Genomic DNA, 15,724 nt, shown 5'->3' with positions numbered 1-15,724 from the left:
ACCTTCTAGAAACTCATCTGCCACTTGGCGCCGGCGATCAGGGAACGCGGCTCCTTCTGCCCCAGGGAGTTCTTGAAGTCGTTGATGTAGTCGATCTCCGGGACGATGTTGAAGTGCTTGCCTACTGCATAGTTCACGTTGACGAACGAGGCCATGCGGGCGTCGGCGTGGGCGATCGAGTTGTCGTCGACCACGTAGGAGGCGCCGGTGTAGAGCGTCGCACGGTCGGTGACGCGGTAACCTAACTGCCCGAAGCCGCCGTAGGTGTGCGAGTTCTTGCCGTGCAGCACGTCGTAGTAGGCGCCGTTGGCCTGGCCGGGGTTGGCGAGGGTGTTGCCGGTGCCGTTGCCGGTCGCGGTGCTCATGAGGTCGCCGGTGTTCTGGCCGGCGAAGACGTTGTAGCTGAACTCGAGCGGTGCGAGATCCACCTTGCCGTGGAAGAAGGCGAGGTATGAGTAGATGTCGTGCTTGATCGGGGTCGAGTCGTTGACCGAGCTGGTGACCTTGTACATGTTGCCGGCAACACCGCCGCCGTAGGTCCAGTTGTCGAGCTTTCCTTCGTAGCCGACCACCATCTTCGGGAGCATGGTGTCGTAGTCGGTGTAGGTCGTCTGGTAGCTGTTCCCAGTCTGGCTGTAGGCCGCGGTCACGTCGGCGTTGGGGGAGACGTTGGTGGTGTTGTTGGCCTGGTTGCCGACGCGCGGCTGCATGGCGGCGACGTAGAGGCCGTTGTTCATGGTCACCTTGATATTCGCGTAGCGGCCGTCCCAAAGCGAGCCGTAGCCGTTGAAGCCGCCATCGCTGTCCCAGACCTGCTGCGAGCGGAACACGTACGGGCTCGGTGTCTTACCGATGCGCAGTTTACCCTCGCCGAAATCCCACTCGGCGAAGAGGAGACGAACTTCCACACCCTTGGAGTACGCCTTCGGGTTGTAGAGACCGAGTTCGGCGACGCCGGAGTACTCGCCTTCTTTCACCTTCACGCCGATGAAGCTGTCGCCGAAGTTGTCGAGGCTGAAGTCGCTGTCGTGCCTCTTGTCGCCTGCGGCGTTGTAGAAGTTGTTCTGGGTCCAGAAGGTCCCGAGTTTGATGTTGCCGTAGGCGTTGAGGTCGACGGCCAGTGCCGGTGCGGAGCATGTCAGTACGCCGGCCAGTGCCATGGCGCCTAAATTCATTTTCTTCATGTACAGATCCCCTTACGATTGGTAGTCGTTGATCGTTTTGCACTGCCTGCCGCGGCGGTGTGCGCCACGGCAGGCTCTCCTCGTTACTTCTTCATCCCTGCGTACTTCAGTGCGTTCTCAGCCGCGATGCGGCCCGAGTTGATGGCGTAGCCTGCGGTGCCCCCACCGAGGAGGAGGTCGTAGCTGTCGCCGTACATCCCGCCGGAGTCGGTGCCGACCGCGTAGAGACCCGGGATCGGCTCACCCTTCGCGTTGAGCGCTTCGGTGTTGCCGCTGACCTTCACGCCGCCCAGCGTCCCAAGGTGACGCGGCAGCAGTTTGACGGCGTAGAAGGGACCGTTTGCGATGGGGCGGAGGTACTTGGACTTCTTGTTGAACTGGCTGTCCTCACGCACGGCGGCGGACTTGTTCATCGTCTCGACGCTCGCCTTCAGGATCTTGGGATCCATGTTGAGCTGTTTCGCGAGGTCCTCGATGGTGTTTGCCTTGAAGGCGAAGCCGCGCTTTCTCGCGAGTTCCTTGTTGAAGGACTCGTCGAACTTCACGAGCTTGGTCCCCTGGAGGACCCACTCGCCCAGCGGCATTTCGATCCCCTTCTCGACGGCCTGTTTCCTGGTCGTCTCGTCGAAGATGGAGTAGGCGGTGCCGCCGATCCTGGTGATGGCGTTGCCGGCGTAGGGCCAGAACTCGACGCTCGACTCGTCTACGTAGCGCTCGCCGCGCGGGGTGACCCAGAAGTAGGGCTGTACTGCGAGGGCGATCATCTGGTCGGCCGGGTGGAAGCCCGGAAGACCCGGGCGGTACGCCTCGACGGTCCCCATACCTTCGAGCTGGGCGCCGACCTTCTGCGCCATCTGGATGCCGTCGCCGTCCTTGCCGATGTTGCCGACCGGGATCACCTCCGGGTACTCGACGTACTTCTTCATCATCTCCTTGTTGTTGGCGAAGCCGCCGGTCGCGACGATCACCGCCTTGGACCTGATCTTCAGCGTTTCTCCCGACTTCTCCTTGGCCACCACGCCGACTACCTTGCCGTTGTCGGTGATCAGCTCGGTGCCCGGGGTTTCGAGGAGGATCTTCCCGCCGTGATCGATCACGTACTTCTCGAACACGTTGATCATCCTCTGGCAGTGGAAGTCCCTCGGGTTTTTATCCGGGTAGTCCGGGCCGGGGGCGATCACGTGCCAGGTGAGCGGGCCGCCGAAGCCGCCGACGCCGACGTACTCGATCTTCACGCCGAGGTCGTCAAGCCAGTCGATGGTCTCGGCGGACTTGTCCACGAAGTTCTTGGCGAGCGCGCCGTTCGCCTTCCAGTGGCTGTAGTTCATGATCAGCTTGAAGGCGAAGTCCTTGTTGACGTCGATGCCGATTCGCTTTTGCGGCTTGCTCTCCGCCGCGAAGACCCCTTCACAGAAGCTGCCGGTGCCGCCTACTTTTGCCTGCTTCTCGAGAACGACCACCTTGGCGCCCAGCTGCAGCGCTTCGACCGCGGCCGCCAGGCCGGAAGTGCCGGCGCCCACCACAACTACGTCGGTGTTCATCTCTTTCTCAGCCAGGGCCGGTGCGGCGAAGGCGAGAACGGCGACGAACACCATCGCGATACCACGAACTCTTCTCATCGATTCCTCCATTAAATGCCCCGCTTGCGGGGTTGGTGAGACGCGGCGTTGCCGCGTACTTTAGGGGTCCGGGCTATTTGTCTTTGAATTCGAAGTCGCTGTGGCACTCGAGGCAGAGGTACTCCGACGGGGCGTGCACCTTGTGGCACTTAAGGCACGCCATCCGCCCGAGGTGCGAGTCGTGCGGGTTGTTGTGCATCGCCTTGGTGCGCGCCGCCATCTTGTCGTAGCCGCCATGACATTCGAGGCATGCCGCCACTTCCGCAGCTGCCGTCGGCTTCTCCGTCTTGTGGCAATCGGCGCAGCCCAGTCCTTCCGAGGCGTGCTTACCCTTGATGGTCGCCCCCTGCGCCGGCACGAGATTTCCCCACGCGCCGAGCGCCGCCAAAAGCGACAGGGATACGAGAACTTTCTTCTTCACTTGAACCTCCTATTGTGGTTTTGCGGAGCTATCTCCCGAAAAAGTTGCTGCCTGCCCCCCCTTTGCGAAGGCTCATCCGGTAGCTGATTCATGCCACGGAGCGCCGAACGTGACCTCGCGCTCCCCCCTTTGCGAAGGGGGGCCGGGGGGGATTTGCTTTTGTTCCTCAGTTTCCGTCGGCTGAACTAGATTCCAGGGGTTGCTTTCGTCCTGGATGAACCCACCACGGTTGTTCAGTCATTTTCTGGTGCTGCCTGCGATGCGGTCTGACCAAGGCAAATCTCCCCTGTCCCCCCTTCGCAAAGGTGGGGACGCTGGGGCTCGTGCAGCGCTTCGCGGCCGGATGAACTTTAACCTGCTCGATCTGGCAGAAAACGTGCTTGTTACGTGGGAATAGCAGCGAACGTGCCACGGATAAACAGATGAAATAACGGTGTCTTACGATATTGATGCGTATACAACCAGGAAATTGCCTATCATTATGATAAGGTCTTTTATTATTGTGATAGGCGTTCGAGGAGGCGGGGATGCAATCGACGGATCTGGATTTACGCGAGCTACTTTCTTTTCGTCCTGACGGGGGGACGATGTTCTTCATGGGGCGCAGGGCGCTCCTCTTCGACGCCGTCGCGCTCGGGCTTTTGCGCAAGGAGCTGATCGACTCGCTCGGGACGGCGGCGGCCAGGAGCATCCTGACCCGGTTCGGCTACACGCACGGCATGAGGACGGCGGAGAGTCTCAAAATGGAATTTCCCGATCTCTTCGCCGACAGCTGGACCGGCCCGAAACTGCACATGCTGCAGGGGATGGTCCGGGTGGAGGAAAACCAGCGCAGCGACGGCGCGGACGGGGAGCCTAAAGTGCAGTCCTACTGGTACGACTCCTACGAGGTGGAGCAGCATCTTTTGCATCTCGGGCTCTCGGAGGAGCCGGTCTGCTGGACCCTTACCGGTTTCGCAAGCGGCTACGTATCTTATTGGGCGGGGGAGAAGGTCTATTTCATCGAGGACCGCTGTTGCGGCAAGGGGGACGCGGTCTGTCACGTGGAGGGGCGCACCAGGGAACAGTGGGGCGAGGCGCTCGAACCGCACCTCCCCTACTTCGAGTCGGAGAGCGGTGACGAGGTGCTCCAGAACCTGGCGAAGGCCCTGCGGGAAACGGAGGAGCGCCTTAAAAAACAGCGGCGCCAGATGTCGTGCCTGAGCGCGCCAACAGAAGAGGTCGGCTGTATCACGGCGCGCTCGAACGCCATGCGCCGCGTGGTCGAATTGACGCGCCGCATCGCGAGGGTCGACTCCTCGGTCATAGTGACCGGCGAGAGCGGCGCGGGGAAGGAGCGCATCGCGCGCCTCATCCACGAGGAGTCGGCACGCACCGGACGCCCCTTCGTCGCGGTGAACTGCGGCGCCCTCACCGAGACGCTCCTTGAGAGCGAGCTTTTCGGGCACGTGAGGGGCGCCTTCACCGGCGCGGACCACGACAAGATGGGGCTGATCGAGGCGGCCCACGGCGGGACGCTATTTCTGGACGAGATAGGGGAGGTCTCCCCGGCGATGCAGGTGAAGCTTCTGCGCGTGTTACAGGAGCGCGAGGTGCGGCGTGTGGGAGAAAACGTCTCGCGCCCGGTGGACATCCGGGTCGTCGCCGCCACGAACCGCAACCTTTCGGACGAGGTGAGCAATGGCAACTTCAGGCGCGACCTCTACTATCGACTGCGCGTGATCGAGGTGCGCGTCCCCCCGCTTCGCGAGCGCAACGAGGACATCCTACCGCTCGCGCGCATCTTCCTGGAGCAGGCCTCAAGGCGCGCGGGACGCAAGGTGACCGGTTTCACCCCGAAGGCGGCGGACCAGCTCCTGCGCTACACCTGGCCCGGGAACGTGCGGGAACTGCAGAACGCCGTGGAGCATGCCGTGGCGCTTTGCGAGGACAGCAGGGCGGACCTGGAGGACCTTCCCGAGGAGCTGAGGTCGGCGCTGCCGCGCGCGGGGATCGTCGAATCGGTGCGCCCGCTCGATGAGGTGGAGCGGGAATACATCCTCGCGGCGCTCAGAGCCACCGGTAACAACAAGGCGCGCACCGCCTCGGAGCTCAACATAGGCGTCGCCACCCTCTACAGAAAGCTCGCCGACTACGAAAAGCAGGGCTTCCTCGCCTAGCGCGCGGCGGGAAAGTTCTTGCCCCCAGCCTCCAAAGAGTGTAAGAAGTACCTCTTTTTTCGGGAGGGTTACTTTTGACCATGCACGCGACAGACATACAGGAACTCTTTGAAATCGTTGTAGAAGAAAGCGGGTTGCCGCGTAAGGGCGTGCTCGCCACGGTGGCTCTTTTGAACGAAGGGGGCACTGTCCCCTTCATCGCGCGTTACCGCAAGGAGCAGACCGGCGAGCTGGACGAGGTGCAGATCCGCGAGATCGAGGACCTGCTCGCCTACCACCGCGAACTGGCCGAGCGCAAGGCGACGGTGCTCAAAAGCATCGAGGAGCAGGGAAAGCTCACCCCAGAGCTCTCCGCCCGCATCGCCACCTGCCGGAAAAAGACCGAACTCGAGGATCTCTACCTACCCTACAAGCCGAAGCGCCGCACCAAGGCGACCATCGCGCGCGAGCGCGGCTTGGAGCCGCTCGCCCAGTTGGTTCTCGCCCAGGAACTCACCACCGGGACTGCCGCCGAAGCTGCGGCCCCCTTTGTGAACGCCGAACTCGGTGTGGCCGACGCGAGCGCGGCGCTCGAAGGCGCCTCGCACATCATCGCGGAACAGCTTTCCGAGGACGCCGACCGGCGCGCCATGGTGCGCGACCTCACCCGCGGGGAGGGGATCTTCTCTTCCCAACTCCTGGGCGAGGGGGCGGACCGCGAAGGCAAGTTCAAGATGTATTACGAATACCAGGAGTCTCTCAAGACGATCCCGTCGCACCGCATGCTGGCGATGCGCCGCGGCGAGAAGGAGGAGGTCCTGCGTCTCAACCTCCTGGCGCCCGAGGAGGAGATCGTTGCGCGCCTGAAGGGGGGGCTCGTCAAACGCGAGAGCGTCTTCAAGGGAGTGCTGGAAGCGGTGGCACTCGACGCCTACAAGAGGCTCATCGCCCCCTCCATCGAGGTGGAGCTGAGGCTCGAGGCGAAGACGAAGGCGGACGAGGCGGCCATCGCCGTCTTCGCGCAGAACCTTAGAAACCTCCTTCTGCTCCCCCCCGCCGGGGGAAGGCGCGTCCTCGGCGTCGACCCGGGGCTGCGGACCGGCTGCAAGCTCGCCGCCATCGGCGAGACCGGGACCTTCCTTGAACATTCGACCATCTACCCGCATACCGGCGGCCCGAAGGCGGAGAGCGCCGGGGCGGAACTCCTGCGCCTCATCGAGCGTCACGACCTGCGCCTGATTGCCATCGGCAACGGCACCGGCGGGCGCGAGACCGAGGTGTTCGTGCGCGAAACGCTGCGCGCGGCCGGGGTGAAGGCTGAAACGGTGATGGTGAACGAGGCGGGCGCCTCGATCTACTCGGCATCGGAGATCGCGCGCGAGGAGTTCCCGGAGTTGGACCTCACCGTCCGCGGCGCCATCTCCATCGGCCGCAGGCTGCAGGATCCGCTGGCGGAGCTGGTGAAGATCGATCCGAAGAGCATAGGGGTCGGGCAGTACCAGCACGACGTGAACCAGTCGCTATTGAAGAAGGCGCTCGACGCGGTGGTGGAGTCCTGCGTCAACTACGTCGGCGTCGACCTGAACAGCGCGTCATGGGCGCTTTTATCCTACGTGGCGGGCCTCTCGGAGAGCCAGGGGCGCGCCATGGTGAAGTACCGCGACGAGAACGGCGCCTTCCCGACCAGGCAGGCGCTGCTCAAGGTGCCGCGCTTCGGACCGAAGGCGTTCGAGCAGGCGGCGGGCTTTCTGCGCATCCGCGGCGGCGACAACCCGCTCGACAACACCGCGGTGCACCCGGAGAACTACGCGGTCGTGGAAAAGATGGCGGCGGATATGGGGGCCACCGTGGCGCAGCTCGCCGCCGATGCCGGGCTTTGCGCCGGGATCAAGCTCGAGCGCTACGTCACCGAGGTCATCGGCCTTCCGACCCTCAAGGACATCCTGGCCGAGTTGAAAAAGCCGGGGCGCGACCCGCGTGAGCAGTTCCAGACTGCGACCTTCAGGGAAGACGTCGTCACCATAGCCGACCTGAAAGAGGGGATGATCCTGCAGGGGGTGGTGACCAACGTGGCCGCTTTCGGCGCCTTCGTCGACATCGGGGTGCACCAGGACGGCCTCGTGCACGTAAGCCAGCTCTCGCACCGCTACTGCAAGGACCCCAACGAGGCGGTTAAGGTCGGTGAGATCGTTAAGGTGAAGGTGCTCTCCGCCGACCCGCAAACCAAGCGCATCTCCCTCTCCATCAAGCAGGCCGAGCCGGAGAAGGAGCAAAAAGGTGCGGCGCCGAAGGGACAGCAGCCGAAGGGGCAGCCGAATGCAAGGGAGCAGAAACCGACCAACGATGCATCGGCTTGGGAGCGGGCGGGGTTCAGGGTTAAAAAATAGTGAAGCAATGTTGAGGGGGGGGGGAGCAGCTGTGCCAACGAAAGGCAAATCCCCCCTGCCCCCCCTTCGCAAAGGGGGGAACCCTTGGGCTCATGCAGCGCTTCGTGGACAGCTTGAATACACTCTTGGTTCCTATGTAATTCACGGATGAACAGAAAAAAAGGGGCTGCCGGAATAATTCCGACAGCCCTTTCTCATTTTGATAAACAGCGTGCTTTTCGTATCAGCAGGCGCTCCTCAGGAGCTTGCGACCGCTCTTGAAGACGACCTCGACTTTTCCGGACTGGCAGGCAGCGACGACGCCGGTGCCGAAAACGGGATGGGCGATCAGCGTGTTCGGTTTGAACTTGCCGTCCATGCTGTACGTTACAGCCAGGTCCGGATCGAGCGGTTCGATCATCGCTTCCCATATCGCCTCATCCGAGACGGCCGGGGCCTTTGCCGCCCTGGTGCGCGGCGTCTTCGCCACTTTTTCAGCCTTTACTCCCTTCACTGCGGCGGCCTTTGGTTCTTTCGCGGGACGATGGTTGTGCTCGCTGCCACAGGTGTTGCATTTCACTCGCACCACCTGTCCCCCCACCATCGCCACGATGGTGTGGTTCAAGAGCGCCTTGCAACGCGTGCACTGCGAATCAACCATATCTCCTGCCGTTAAAGTTCTTCTTTCCATTGGGCCTCCCTGACCTTTTTATGCTCAAACAAAAAGGGCTTAACCGAGGCGGCTAAACCCTTTCCATGCGTTATCTGAGTGCGGTGCTTCCTGCCCCGCCATCTGCTACGTATCGTTGGTTTAACGTTAACTATTTCCTTGATGTGCCGTTGAAATATAAGGGATTTCGGCTTCGGATGCAAGGGAAAAAGCAGGCGGAAAAGCCGCACCTGACGCGGCGCTGCGGGCGAAGTGGCCGTATACGAAAGCTAATTTAGGATGTGGCGCCGCCAGGGGCCTGCTTCCTGAAGAGCAAGCGGAAAAGGACGATCTCCAGCAGTAAGCCGAGGTAGGCGCCGGCCAGGACGTCGCTCAGGAAATGGTAGTTCGTGGCGATCAGGGCGAACCCGAGCAGTACCCCGGTGAAGGTCACCAAGATGCGGCTGCCGGGATAGAAACGCCATAAAACGGCGAGGAGTGCGGTGATCACGAGCATGTGTCCCGAAGGGAACCCTTCGCAGTGCTCCTTCATCTGGAACCAGTGGAAGCCGTAGATGCTTGGGTCGCGCAACCAGCAGCGCGTGTTGCTGCGTCCGAAGACGATTTTCAGCAGGGCCTTCGCCAGATAGGATGATGGGGCCAGCCAAAGCACCTCCCTGGCGAAGAGGGTGAGCCGGTCATAGATGGCGTGTCGGGAGCGACGTAGGTAGATCGCGAACGATCCTGCCATGGATATGAGCACCACGAGCGAGAGCAGATCGGGAAGGTCAGAGGTAGTTCTGGACCAGTGGGCGTTGGTGTAGAGGTAGTCCCTGATGAAATGTGCAAGGGGGACGTCGAGGTAGAGGATGCAGAAGACGACGACCGGGGCAAGGAGCACTCCGGTCGTTATCATCCTTTTGATTGTCTGGTTGCTGGTATCGGTCATGCGGGTCCTGTACGGCGGAAGTGTCAAACAAGGCTACACGTAGCACAGGTCCGGTGCAACATGAAATACGTTATGCCGACGGCTAGTGCCCCTGCTTCAGACACTCCAGGCAGTTCCTGAAGGTGCAGATGCCGCAGGCGTGATGCATAAATACCGGTATGTCCTTCGCCTTTGCCACCTGCATCGCTTCGATCTTCACACGATGCGACACCTTGTTGGTGAAGATGACCATGGCGTCGGCCTTTTTGAGTTTCGATGCTATGTTGGTTTCCGAGGTGCTGAAGAATTGCAGCGTCATCCCCGCACGTTGCGCCTCTTCCAGGTAGTGCTTACCCAAGCGATCCATCCCTCCGATCAGAGCTATGCACATAACGCCCTCCTGCCCGGCTTGCGGGCTTTGACATTCATTTTCACGACACTGACAAAAAAACGGTTGGTACTGCGTTGTAGGAATCTGCGACGCTTCTTAAGCACTGCAAGGGGCTGCAGCCGGCGGCGAGCTTTTCGGACATCCTGCCGCGGCACTCGCGGTGGCACTCGGCGAGGCGCAGACTCTGCTCCGGGTTGCCGAAGATCTTCCAGGGTCCCTGGCAGGTGAAGGCCAGCGGCGCCCATCCCATGAAGCCGACCACATCTTTCAGCGGATAGCCGAGGAAGACGCCGATCTCGTGCGGGAACCCCTCCCCCGTCACCCGTTTTTCCAGTTCATCGAGGGTGGCGTCGAGATCATCCGGGTTGCCGTAACCGGATTTGCGTAGGATTATGGACGCGCTCTTTTGCGAAAGGAGCTCGCTAAGCGCTTGCTGCGAGTAGAGCAGGAGAAGGATCGATGAACCGCGGTCGTCGAGCACCCGCACCTTGAGGCAGCTTTCCGCGAGAAGAACCTCGCCGTGTTCTTTCCAGAGGAGGTAAAGGTTTCTGCCGCAGGAGCGGTGCTTGTTGGTGAGACAGACGAGATTGGCTGGTTTCGCGCCCTGCAGCACCTCGGCAAGCTCGAGGGCCAGGAAGGAGGCAAGACATTCCTCTTCCGTCGGGTAGAGCCCGGCAAAATCCTGCCAGGAAGTCCGCGATCCCCGGATTGAACCCGCCGCATCGACACCTTGCACCGCTGACAGATCCTCTTTCACAGCAACAGCAACTTTCATCTCCCCTCCACAGCTCCTCACATAGAATTCCAATAATCTCTCAACACTTTACCGCACTGGCACACGTCCTTTCGGTTCAATCCGCTCTACGATAATGAAAACTGTTATCAGTTTTATAAAGAAGAATTGGTCCGATGTCAACAGCTAAAATTTTGAGTGAGTGCATCTGCGGGATACTACCGAGGAAGCGGTGGTCAAAAGTGATGAGGAAACGGGGATTGTCGCCCCGGCTTCTGTTGGCGCTGGAGGCCGGGGCGTATGCCGTTATGTCAGTTGCCCCAGGGCTCTGTGAGGTGCAGCGCCCTTTTCAAAGCCTCGTCCGCAGCCGCAATGTTGTCCGGCTCTCCCAAAAGCGCCTCCACCCATTGATTCATGGCATGGACGCGACGCACCTCGGGCAGAGACGACAAGAGCAACGACGCCAGTTCGTCGCTCTTGTCCTCGAAGTCGATGTCCAGGTACCAAAGGGCCAGGACATAGGAGGCTATCCCCTGTTCAGAGGCGAACCCTTTGTTTTCTGCCAACTCGACAGCGGCGGCGAGAAATTTGAGGCGCTGTTCACGTTCGATCCTGTGGTAGTCGGCGAGGTCGCTTTCGAACGCAGCGTCGAGACGCTCCAGATAGGCAGCGTGTGCAGCGTCGTTCATCTGTTCGGTCCGTATTTCCATGATGCCTCCTCAACGTTCTTGTGAGGCTGTGCGATTGCCATCCTGTCATCGCGCAGCGCGTTGTCGATCAGGAAAAACTTTCTAGCTATCCCCGGGATGCCGTCCTCGGTAAGGTACCATTGCACAGGTCCAAAAAACTCCGTCGCTTCCTTCAGTGTGCACTTCGGTAAATAGTTCCGTATGACGTAAGGATCGTAGAACCTGAAGTAGTATGATTTGCCGGCGTCATCTGACACATGGAACAAATGTCGGAAATGTTTGCGCAGCTCAATCATCTTGCCGTCACTCCCGCCGTAGATCCCCCAATGCCTGCCCCACCCTTTCGCCAGTAACCACTTGGTGAAAGGACTGCCCTGCCGAAGCGATACAAGGTAGGGAGCTACCTGCGCCAGATCGGGAGGCAACTCGCCTCTCAGCAGGCAGAAGTGCTCCGGCTCGAAAGAGGCCAAAGCCGCAGGGAGATCCGGCACCATGGCGCCATCAAGGATACTGAAAAGACTGCTACACCCGCTTGAGAAGATCAGCCCTTCAAGGCTTTGAATCATCATTTCCCTCATACGATCGGCCGGACCAGCCGATTCACGGTCATGGTCATCTGTCGCATAATGGTGTATGTACCGCATTCGCTCTTTCAAAAGACCTTGTTTGAGGGTTAGCCTGTGAAATGTCGGCCACCTGTGTTGCGCCGGTGCCCGCCGCACCTGCCCCTCCGGCTTCTTTTGGTGGCTTCGGCTGTTCCGGGGATGCTCCGGTGCAAAACGCAGGCAAACCGCCGCTGTTGATCAGCACCATCTTGCCTACTATGGTGACCCCGGCAGCACTTATATTGATGAAGTTATCTCCCACCTTCAGCGACAGTTGCGTTGAAGATTCAACTACGACGTTCTTGGCAGCCTTTATCTGAAGCAGTTCTCCCGCCTGCAGGGCGCACGTCGCCTCCACCTTCAGTTGGAGATCGGCGCCTACTGAAACGGACAGGGTTCCGTCGATCTTTTCATTGCAATCTCCCAGCACCTCGAGGTGCTGGTCGCGCGACACCTTCTCCAACCGGTCCCGGTTCACGACCAGGTGACGGTCCTGCCCTACCCATTCCAGTGAATCCTCCTCTACCCGGGTCACCTGCTCCCGTTGAGCGTGGATGTACAACTGCTCCTCTCCCTTCTTGTCCTCGAAGCACAGCTCGTTGTGCCCTCCCCCTTCGGGATTCGAACACGACTTGATGCAGCTTCTCGTTTTCTCGAGCGGCAGCTGGTACGGCGGCAGGTTCTGACCGTTGTGCAACTGGCCGATGATGATGGGGCGGTCCGGGTCTCCTTCCAGGAAGTCCACGACGACCTCCTGTCCTACCCGCGGCAGGAACAAGCCGCCCCAGCCGCTGCCCGCCCAGGGCTGGCTCACCCTGATCCAGCAGGAACTTTTGTCGTCACGCTTTCCCTCGCGATCCCAGTGAAACTGAACCTTCACCCGGCCATACTGGTCCGTGTGGATTTCCTCGCCCGGCGGTCCCACTACTACCGCAGTCTGGGCTCCCTGCAGAACGGGCTTTGGCGTCAGACGCGGCGGACGGTACGGAGTATGGTACGGGATGCAGTCGAAACTGTTTCGGTAGCTCGACAGCGCATCGGTACCGTACCCTTCCCTGGCATCATGACGGACCGACACGAGAAGCAGGTCCTTACCATCGAGGTTCGCGTTGCCGTGCCCCGTTAAGGTGAAACGGTAGCCGCTGACAAACGCACGGCAGTCACTCCCGCCTGTGACAGTAACCGATCGTGCCTCTTCTTCCTCCATTCGTATCTTCGCCAGCCGTTCCCCCTCAGCCAGTTGCTCATAGCCGCCGGGGACATCGTAAATCTCGCGAATTGTGCCGGAGTGGCCGGGAGTGTCGCTTTGCACTTTCAGACTGGTACGAGGGACCATGAAGTTGTAATCGTTGAGGGAATATCTTGTAGAACGAAGTTGTCGGGATACTTCAAGAGAGGTGATGACATCTTCTTCGCGGGTGCCATTGGCACTGATCAGACAGGAGCCTTTTTGCTGGAAAGGGCAAGGAAGATGCACGTCCGGGGAGTCGGCGAGGAGCATGGTGTGTCGCCCCTTTTCATGTTTGAAGAAATAGAAGATGCCTTCCTCTTCGAGCAGGCGCGACACGAAGTTGAAATCGGTTTCTCTGTACTGCACACAGAAATCTCTTTTTTCATAGCTCCCGCGCAATTCGAGCCGGTACCAGGAGAGGCCGTGATCCGCAAAGACACGTTCCACTATCTCGGGGGTGGACAGGTTCTGGAATATCCTTATGTTGGCGCTTTCGCTAAGACACCAGAACCAGGGAACCATGGTACAGCGAAATGAAGAGAATCTCGCATCTTCGCCTTCCTCGCCGGCGGTCCGTCCCTGCGAGAAGGTCGAGACGATGCCGTTCAGGTATCGTTTGTTGCCGTCGGCAAGAGCGATCGAGACGGTCACGTTACTTCCCAGCAAGGAATCACCTGAGATCCCGTGCTGTTCAGACAGTAAAGAAAGCTCGAACCTGAAGCTGCTCGATATCCCTTCTTCACCGCTCAGTTCGGTCAAAAGCAGGACGTCCTCACCTAGAACCGTGCTTATGGATAAAAGCCTGTCGTGTTGGATGAACGCCATGAATGCCTCAGTCCCGGGAATGGGAAGAGGCTTTTGCCCGTTCTCTTCTGGCCCGAACCTCGGCGGGGGAAGGCGCCGGGAAAACCGCACCGCGCTCCGCCATCATTTCCTTCAGATGAAGCACTTTGTTATAGGTGGGGCTGCCGGGGATGTACTTCTTTAGGTGAAACTCGACTGAATAAGCGGGAGTTACACCGCTGGGGGGGGCAATATGTATAGAGGCACCTTTTTGAAGCAGCCATTCGGCCATATCGTAATCCTGTAGATCCATGGCGGTCATTAGCACTGTGTACCCTGCACCATCTGGGAAATCAATGGGCGCACCACGCTCTAAAGATGCCTGTAAACATTTCCAGCACGATTTTCTTGCTGCCCCGAAGATAATGTATTCCATGGTGTCTTTCGAAAGCGTGTTAATTGGTCTCAAATCTAATAAAAAAGAGAATATTTCTAGATTTTTCAATGTCATTGCAAAGGAAAAAGACCTCCCATAGCCTAACGCAGGCAATTCCGGGTCCGCACCGACCGAAACTAGAACTGTGACTGCATCCTTATTGTTCGCTGCGATAGCATAATGAAGCGGCCTCAGTCGATTGTACTTGTTATCGAGGGGGCCTTCAGCGTTTGGGTCTGCCCCCTGAGCTACAGCCAATTGTGCCGCGCGCACATCTCCTGCCAGCGCAGCAGTGAGCAATGTCAACGTGCCATTATCTGCAAAGTAGTATGAAGGACCCCTCAACTTGAACCTGGGTGCGGCTTCGGCTGTTGTAGTCATCATGACGATAACTCCTATAGTTTTGATGATGGCACCTAGTGTGTTCAAAAAGCGACTGATCATTTTTCCTCCTACCGTTCATGCAACCTTTCAATATTGTCTCGATTTCCATTTTTTGTTTTTCTGTTGAATCAATTACTTCATCCATCCCATGTAAATAAGTTCCATATTTTTCCTTAGCATCTACCTTCTTTGCCTGTTTAAGTTGGTCAATATATTCTTTGTCGTGCGAGGGGGGGATGTCTTCCTTTGTTCCGATGGCCTTGTTGGCCAAAAGAGAGAGCCCCCAGGATTGGAACAGGTTCTCTTGAGTAGATGTAAGGACTTCCCCCTTGACCCGAATCGCTGTGATTTTTTCAGCCTCTGCAGCCATGTGATTTAAGTCTGTTGAGTATCGGGCTACAGTTGCCGGATGCAGTCCTGCAGCGTTGTACGTTGAAGCTGTAAGACCACTGCCGCCTTGGGCTGCACTAGCTAATCCTCCACCTAACGAATGCCCCACAACGTGCATGTCCGTCCCCCTAGCAGCTAAACGGTTTCCAATTTCCACGGCATTTTTATAATAGGGCGCCTCTTCATTCGCATCTTGATTGAAGTTGTTCTCCCAATCATCTTCAGCCGTAGTAGAGCCTCGGAACGCCAACACAGCAGGCGGCCTCGGGTCCAGCCCCCACACTGCGGGATCTTTGACGTAAACAGCAGCCCTGAAATGGCTATCATCTGGCTTCAACATTTTTTCGTTTAAACCCATCTTCTCAAGCTGCTCAGCCGTCGGCTTGAGAAACCCAGGCGGTGGGTTGTCTCGCAATTCGGGGGGAGCGTCTGGATCGTTCGCCAGATACACATGCTTGGCGCAGCGCATGTTCTCGACCTCATCCATGTTCCTGCGCAGACGCGCCGCTTGCGCGGCGTGCCTCGGACAGGCGACGACTTCACTGTTCACCAAATCCATCCGTTCGCGACGCCGCGCAGCCTTCGCATTCGTGATGCATTCCTGGCTGGCGGTGACCGGCATCGCGGAAAGCTCACCCAGTATGGAACGACGCGCCACCATGTACTCGTGCCGACGCATGGCGTCGGTCTTCCGAGCCGCTGCTTCCTGAAGCTCCTGCGACTTCTTGCGCGCCAACTCCGGCGCCAGCGCCCTCTTTATCGTGTCTGCGAACATGG

The 15,724-nt window shown here is 59.2% G+C and carries 14 protein-coding genes; 2 read left to right on the top strand and 12 right to left on the bottom strand.

Annotation, left to right across the window (positions count from 1 at the left end):
- Positions 1 to 5 precede the first annotated feature (5 nt).
- The 3 genes from E8K79_RS19720 to E8K79_RS19710 form a co-directional block, all read right to left on the bottom strand.
- Positions 6 to 1,184, bottom strand: coding sequence for a hypothetical protein (locus E8K79_RS19720; protein WP_135870936.1), 1,179 nt, complete (start codon positions 1,182 to 1,184; stop codon positions 6 to 8).
- A gap of 83 nt (positions 1,185 to 1,267) precedes the next feature.
- Entirely contained in the window at positions 1,268 to 2,803 is a 1,536-nt protein-coding gene (locus E8K79_RS19715; RefSeq protein ID WP_246043913.1) for an FAD-dependent oxidoreductase, read from the bottom strand.
- Between the two features lie 73 nt (positions 2,804 to 2,876).
- Positions 2,877 to 3,224: a cytochrome c3 family protein gene (locus E8K79_RS19710; protein WP_136516252.1), complete on the bottom strand. Its 348-nt coding sequence runs from the start codon at positions 3,222 to 3,224 to the stop codon at positions 2,877 to 2,879.
- Positions 3,225 to 3,751: 527 nt separating this feature from the next.
- On the opposite strand from E8K79_RS19710, the gene E8K79_RS19705 reads away from it, so the two are divergent.
- Together E8K79_RS19705 and E8K79_RS19700 are read left to right on the top strand one after the other, a co-directional pair.
- On the top strand, positions 3,752 to 5,383 hold the full coding sequence (locus tag E8K79_RS19705; RefSeq protein WP_136516251.1) for a sigma-54-dependent Fis family transcriptional regulator: 1,632 nt from the start codon (positions 3,752 to 3,754) through the stop codon (positions 5,381 to 5,383).
- A gap of 80 nt (positions 5,384 to 5,463) precedes the next feature.
- Complete coding sequence (locus tag E8K79_RS19700; RefSeq protein WP_136516250.1) at positions 5,464 to 7,749, top strand: Tex family protein; 2,286 nt, start codon at positions 5,464 to 5,466, stop codon at positions 7,747 to 7,749.
- 223 nt (positions 7,750 to 7,972) lie between these two features.
- Here E8K79_RS19700 and E8K79_RS19695 read toward each other — a convergent pair whose 3' ends face one another.
- From E8K79_RS19695 to E8K79_RS19655, 9 genes are all read right to left on the bottom strand, one after another.
- The gene (locus E8K79_RS19695; RefSeq protein ID WP_135870929.1) at positions 7,973 to 8,419 is read right to left on the bottom strand and encodes a hypothetical protein; all 447 of its coding nucleotides are present in this window, start codon (positions 8,417 to 8,419) and stop codon (positions 7,973 to 7,975) included.
- A 253-nt stretch (positions 8,420 to 8,672) separates the two neighbouring features.
- Positions 8,673 to 9,326, bottom strand: a complete 654-nt coding sequence (locus E8K79_RS19690; protein ID WP_136516249.1) for a phosphatase PAP2 family protein — start codon at positions 9,324 to 9,326, stop codon at positions 8,673 to 8,675.
- Positions 9,327 to 9,408: 82 nt separating this feature from the next.
- Complete coding sequence (locus tag E8K79_RS19685; protein WP_135870924.1) at positions 9,409 to 9,696, bottom strand: DUF2325 domain-containing protein; 288 nt, start codon at positions 9,694 to 9,696, stop codon at positions 9,409 to 9,411.
- Positions 9,697 to 9,736: 40 nt separating this feature from the next.
- Positions 9,737 to 10,471, bottom strand: a complete 735-nt coding sequence (locus E8K79_RS19680) for a DUF3793 family protein (protein ID WP_136516248.1) — start codon at positions 10,469 to 10,471, stop codon at positions 9,737 to 9,739.
- A 269-nt stretch (positions 10,472 to 10,740) separates the two neighbouring features.
- Positions 10,741 to 11,139, bottom strand: coding sequence for a hypothetical protein (locus E8K79_RS19675; protein WP_136516247.1), 399 nt, complete (start codon positions 11,137 to 11,139; stop codon positions 10,741 to 10,743).
- Positions 11,115 to 11,684, bottom strand: a complete 570-nt coding sequence (locus tag E8K79_RS19670) for a DUF4123 domain-containing protein (protein WP_162604735.1) — start codon at positions 11,682 to 11,684, stop codon at positions 11,115 to 11,117. The genes E8K79_RS19675 and E8K79_RS19670 overlap by 25 nt, the downstream gene beginning before the upstream one ends.
- A gap of 46 nt (positions 11,685 to 11,730) precedes the next feature.
- Complete coding sequence (locus E8K79_RS19665; RefSeq protein ID WP_136516245.1) at positions 11,731 to 13,779, bottom strand: type VI secretion system Vgr family protein; 2,049 nt, start codon at positions 13,777 to 13,779, stop codon at positions 11,731 to 11,733.
- A gap of 7 nt (positions 13,780 to 13,786) precedes the next feature.
- Positions 13,787 to 14,557: an ankyrin repeat domain-containing protein gene (locus E8K79_RS19660; RefSeq protein WP_246043911.1), complete on the bottom strand. Its 771-nt coding sequence runs from the start codon at positions 14,555 to 14,557 to the stop codon at positions 13,787 to 13,789.
- The gene (locus E8K79_RS19655) at positions 14,487 to 15,722 is read right to left on the bottom strand and encodes a hypothetical protein (protein WP_246043910.1); all 1,236 of its coding nucleotides are present in this window, start codon (positions 15,720 to 15,722) and stop codon (positions 14,487 to 14,489) included. The genes E8K79_RS19660 and E8K79_RS19655 overlap by 71 nt, the downstream gene beginning before the upstream one ends.
- Positions 15,723 to 15,724: the final 2 nt, after the last annotated feature.

This window comes from Geomonas edaphica, assembly GCF_004917075.1.
In the GTDB taxonomy this organism is placed as follows: domain Bacteria; phylum Desulfobacterota; class Desulfuromonadia; order Geobacterales; family Geobacteraceae; genus Geomonas; species Geomonas edaphica.
This window is presented reverse-complemented; position numbering and strand designations above follow the sequence as displayed.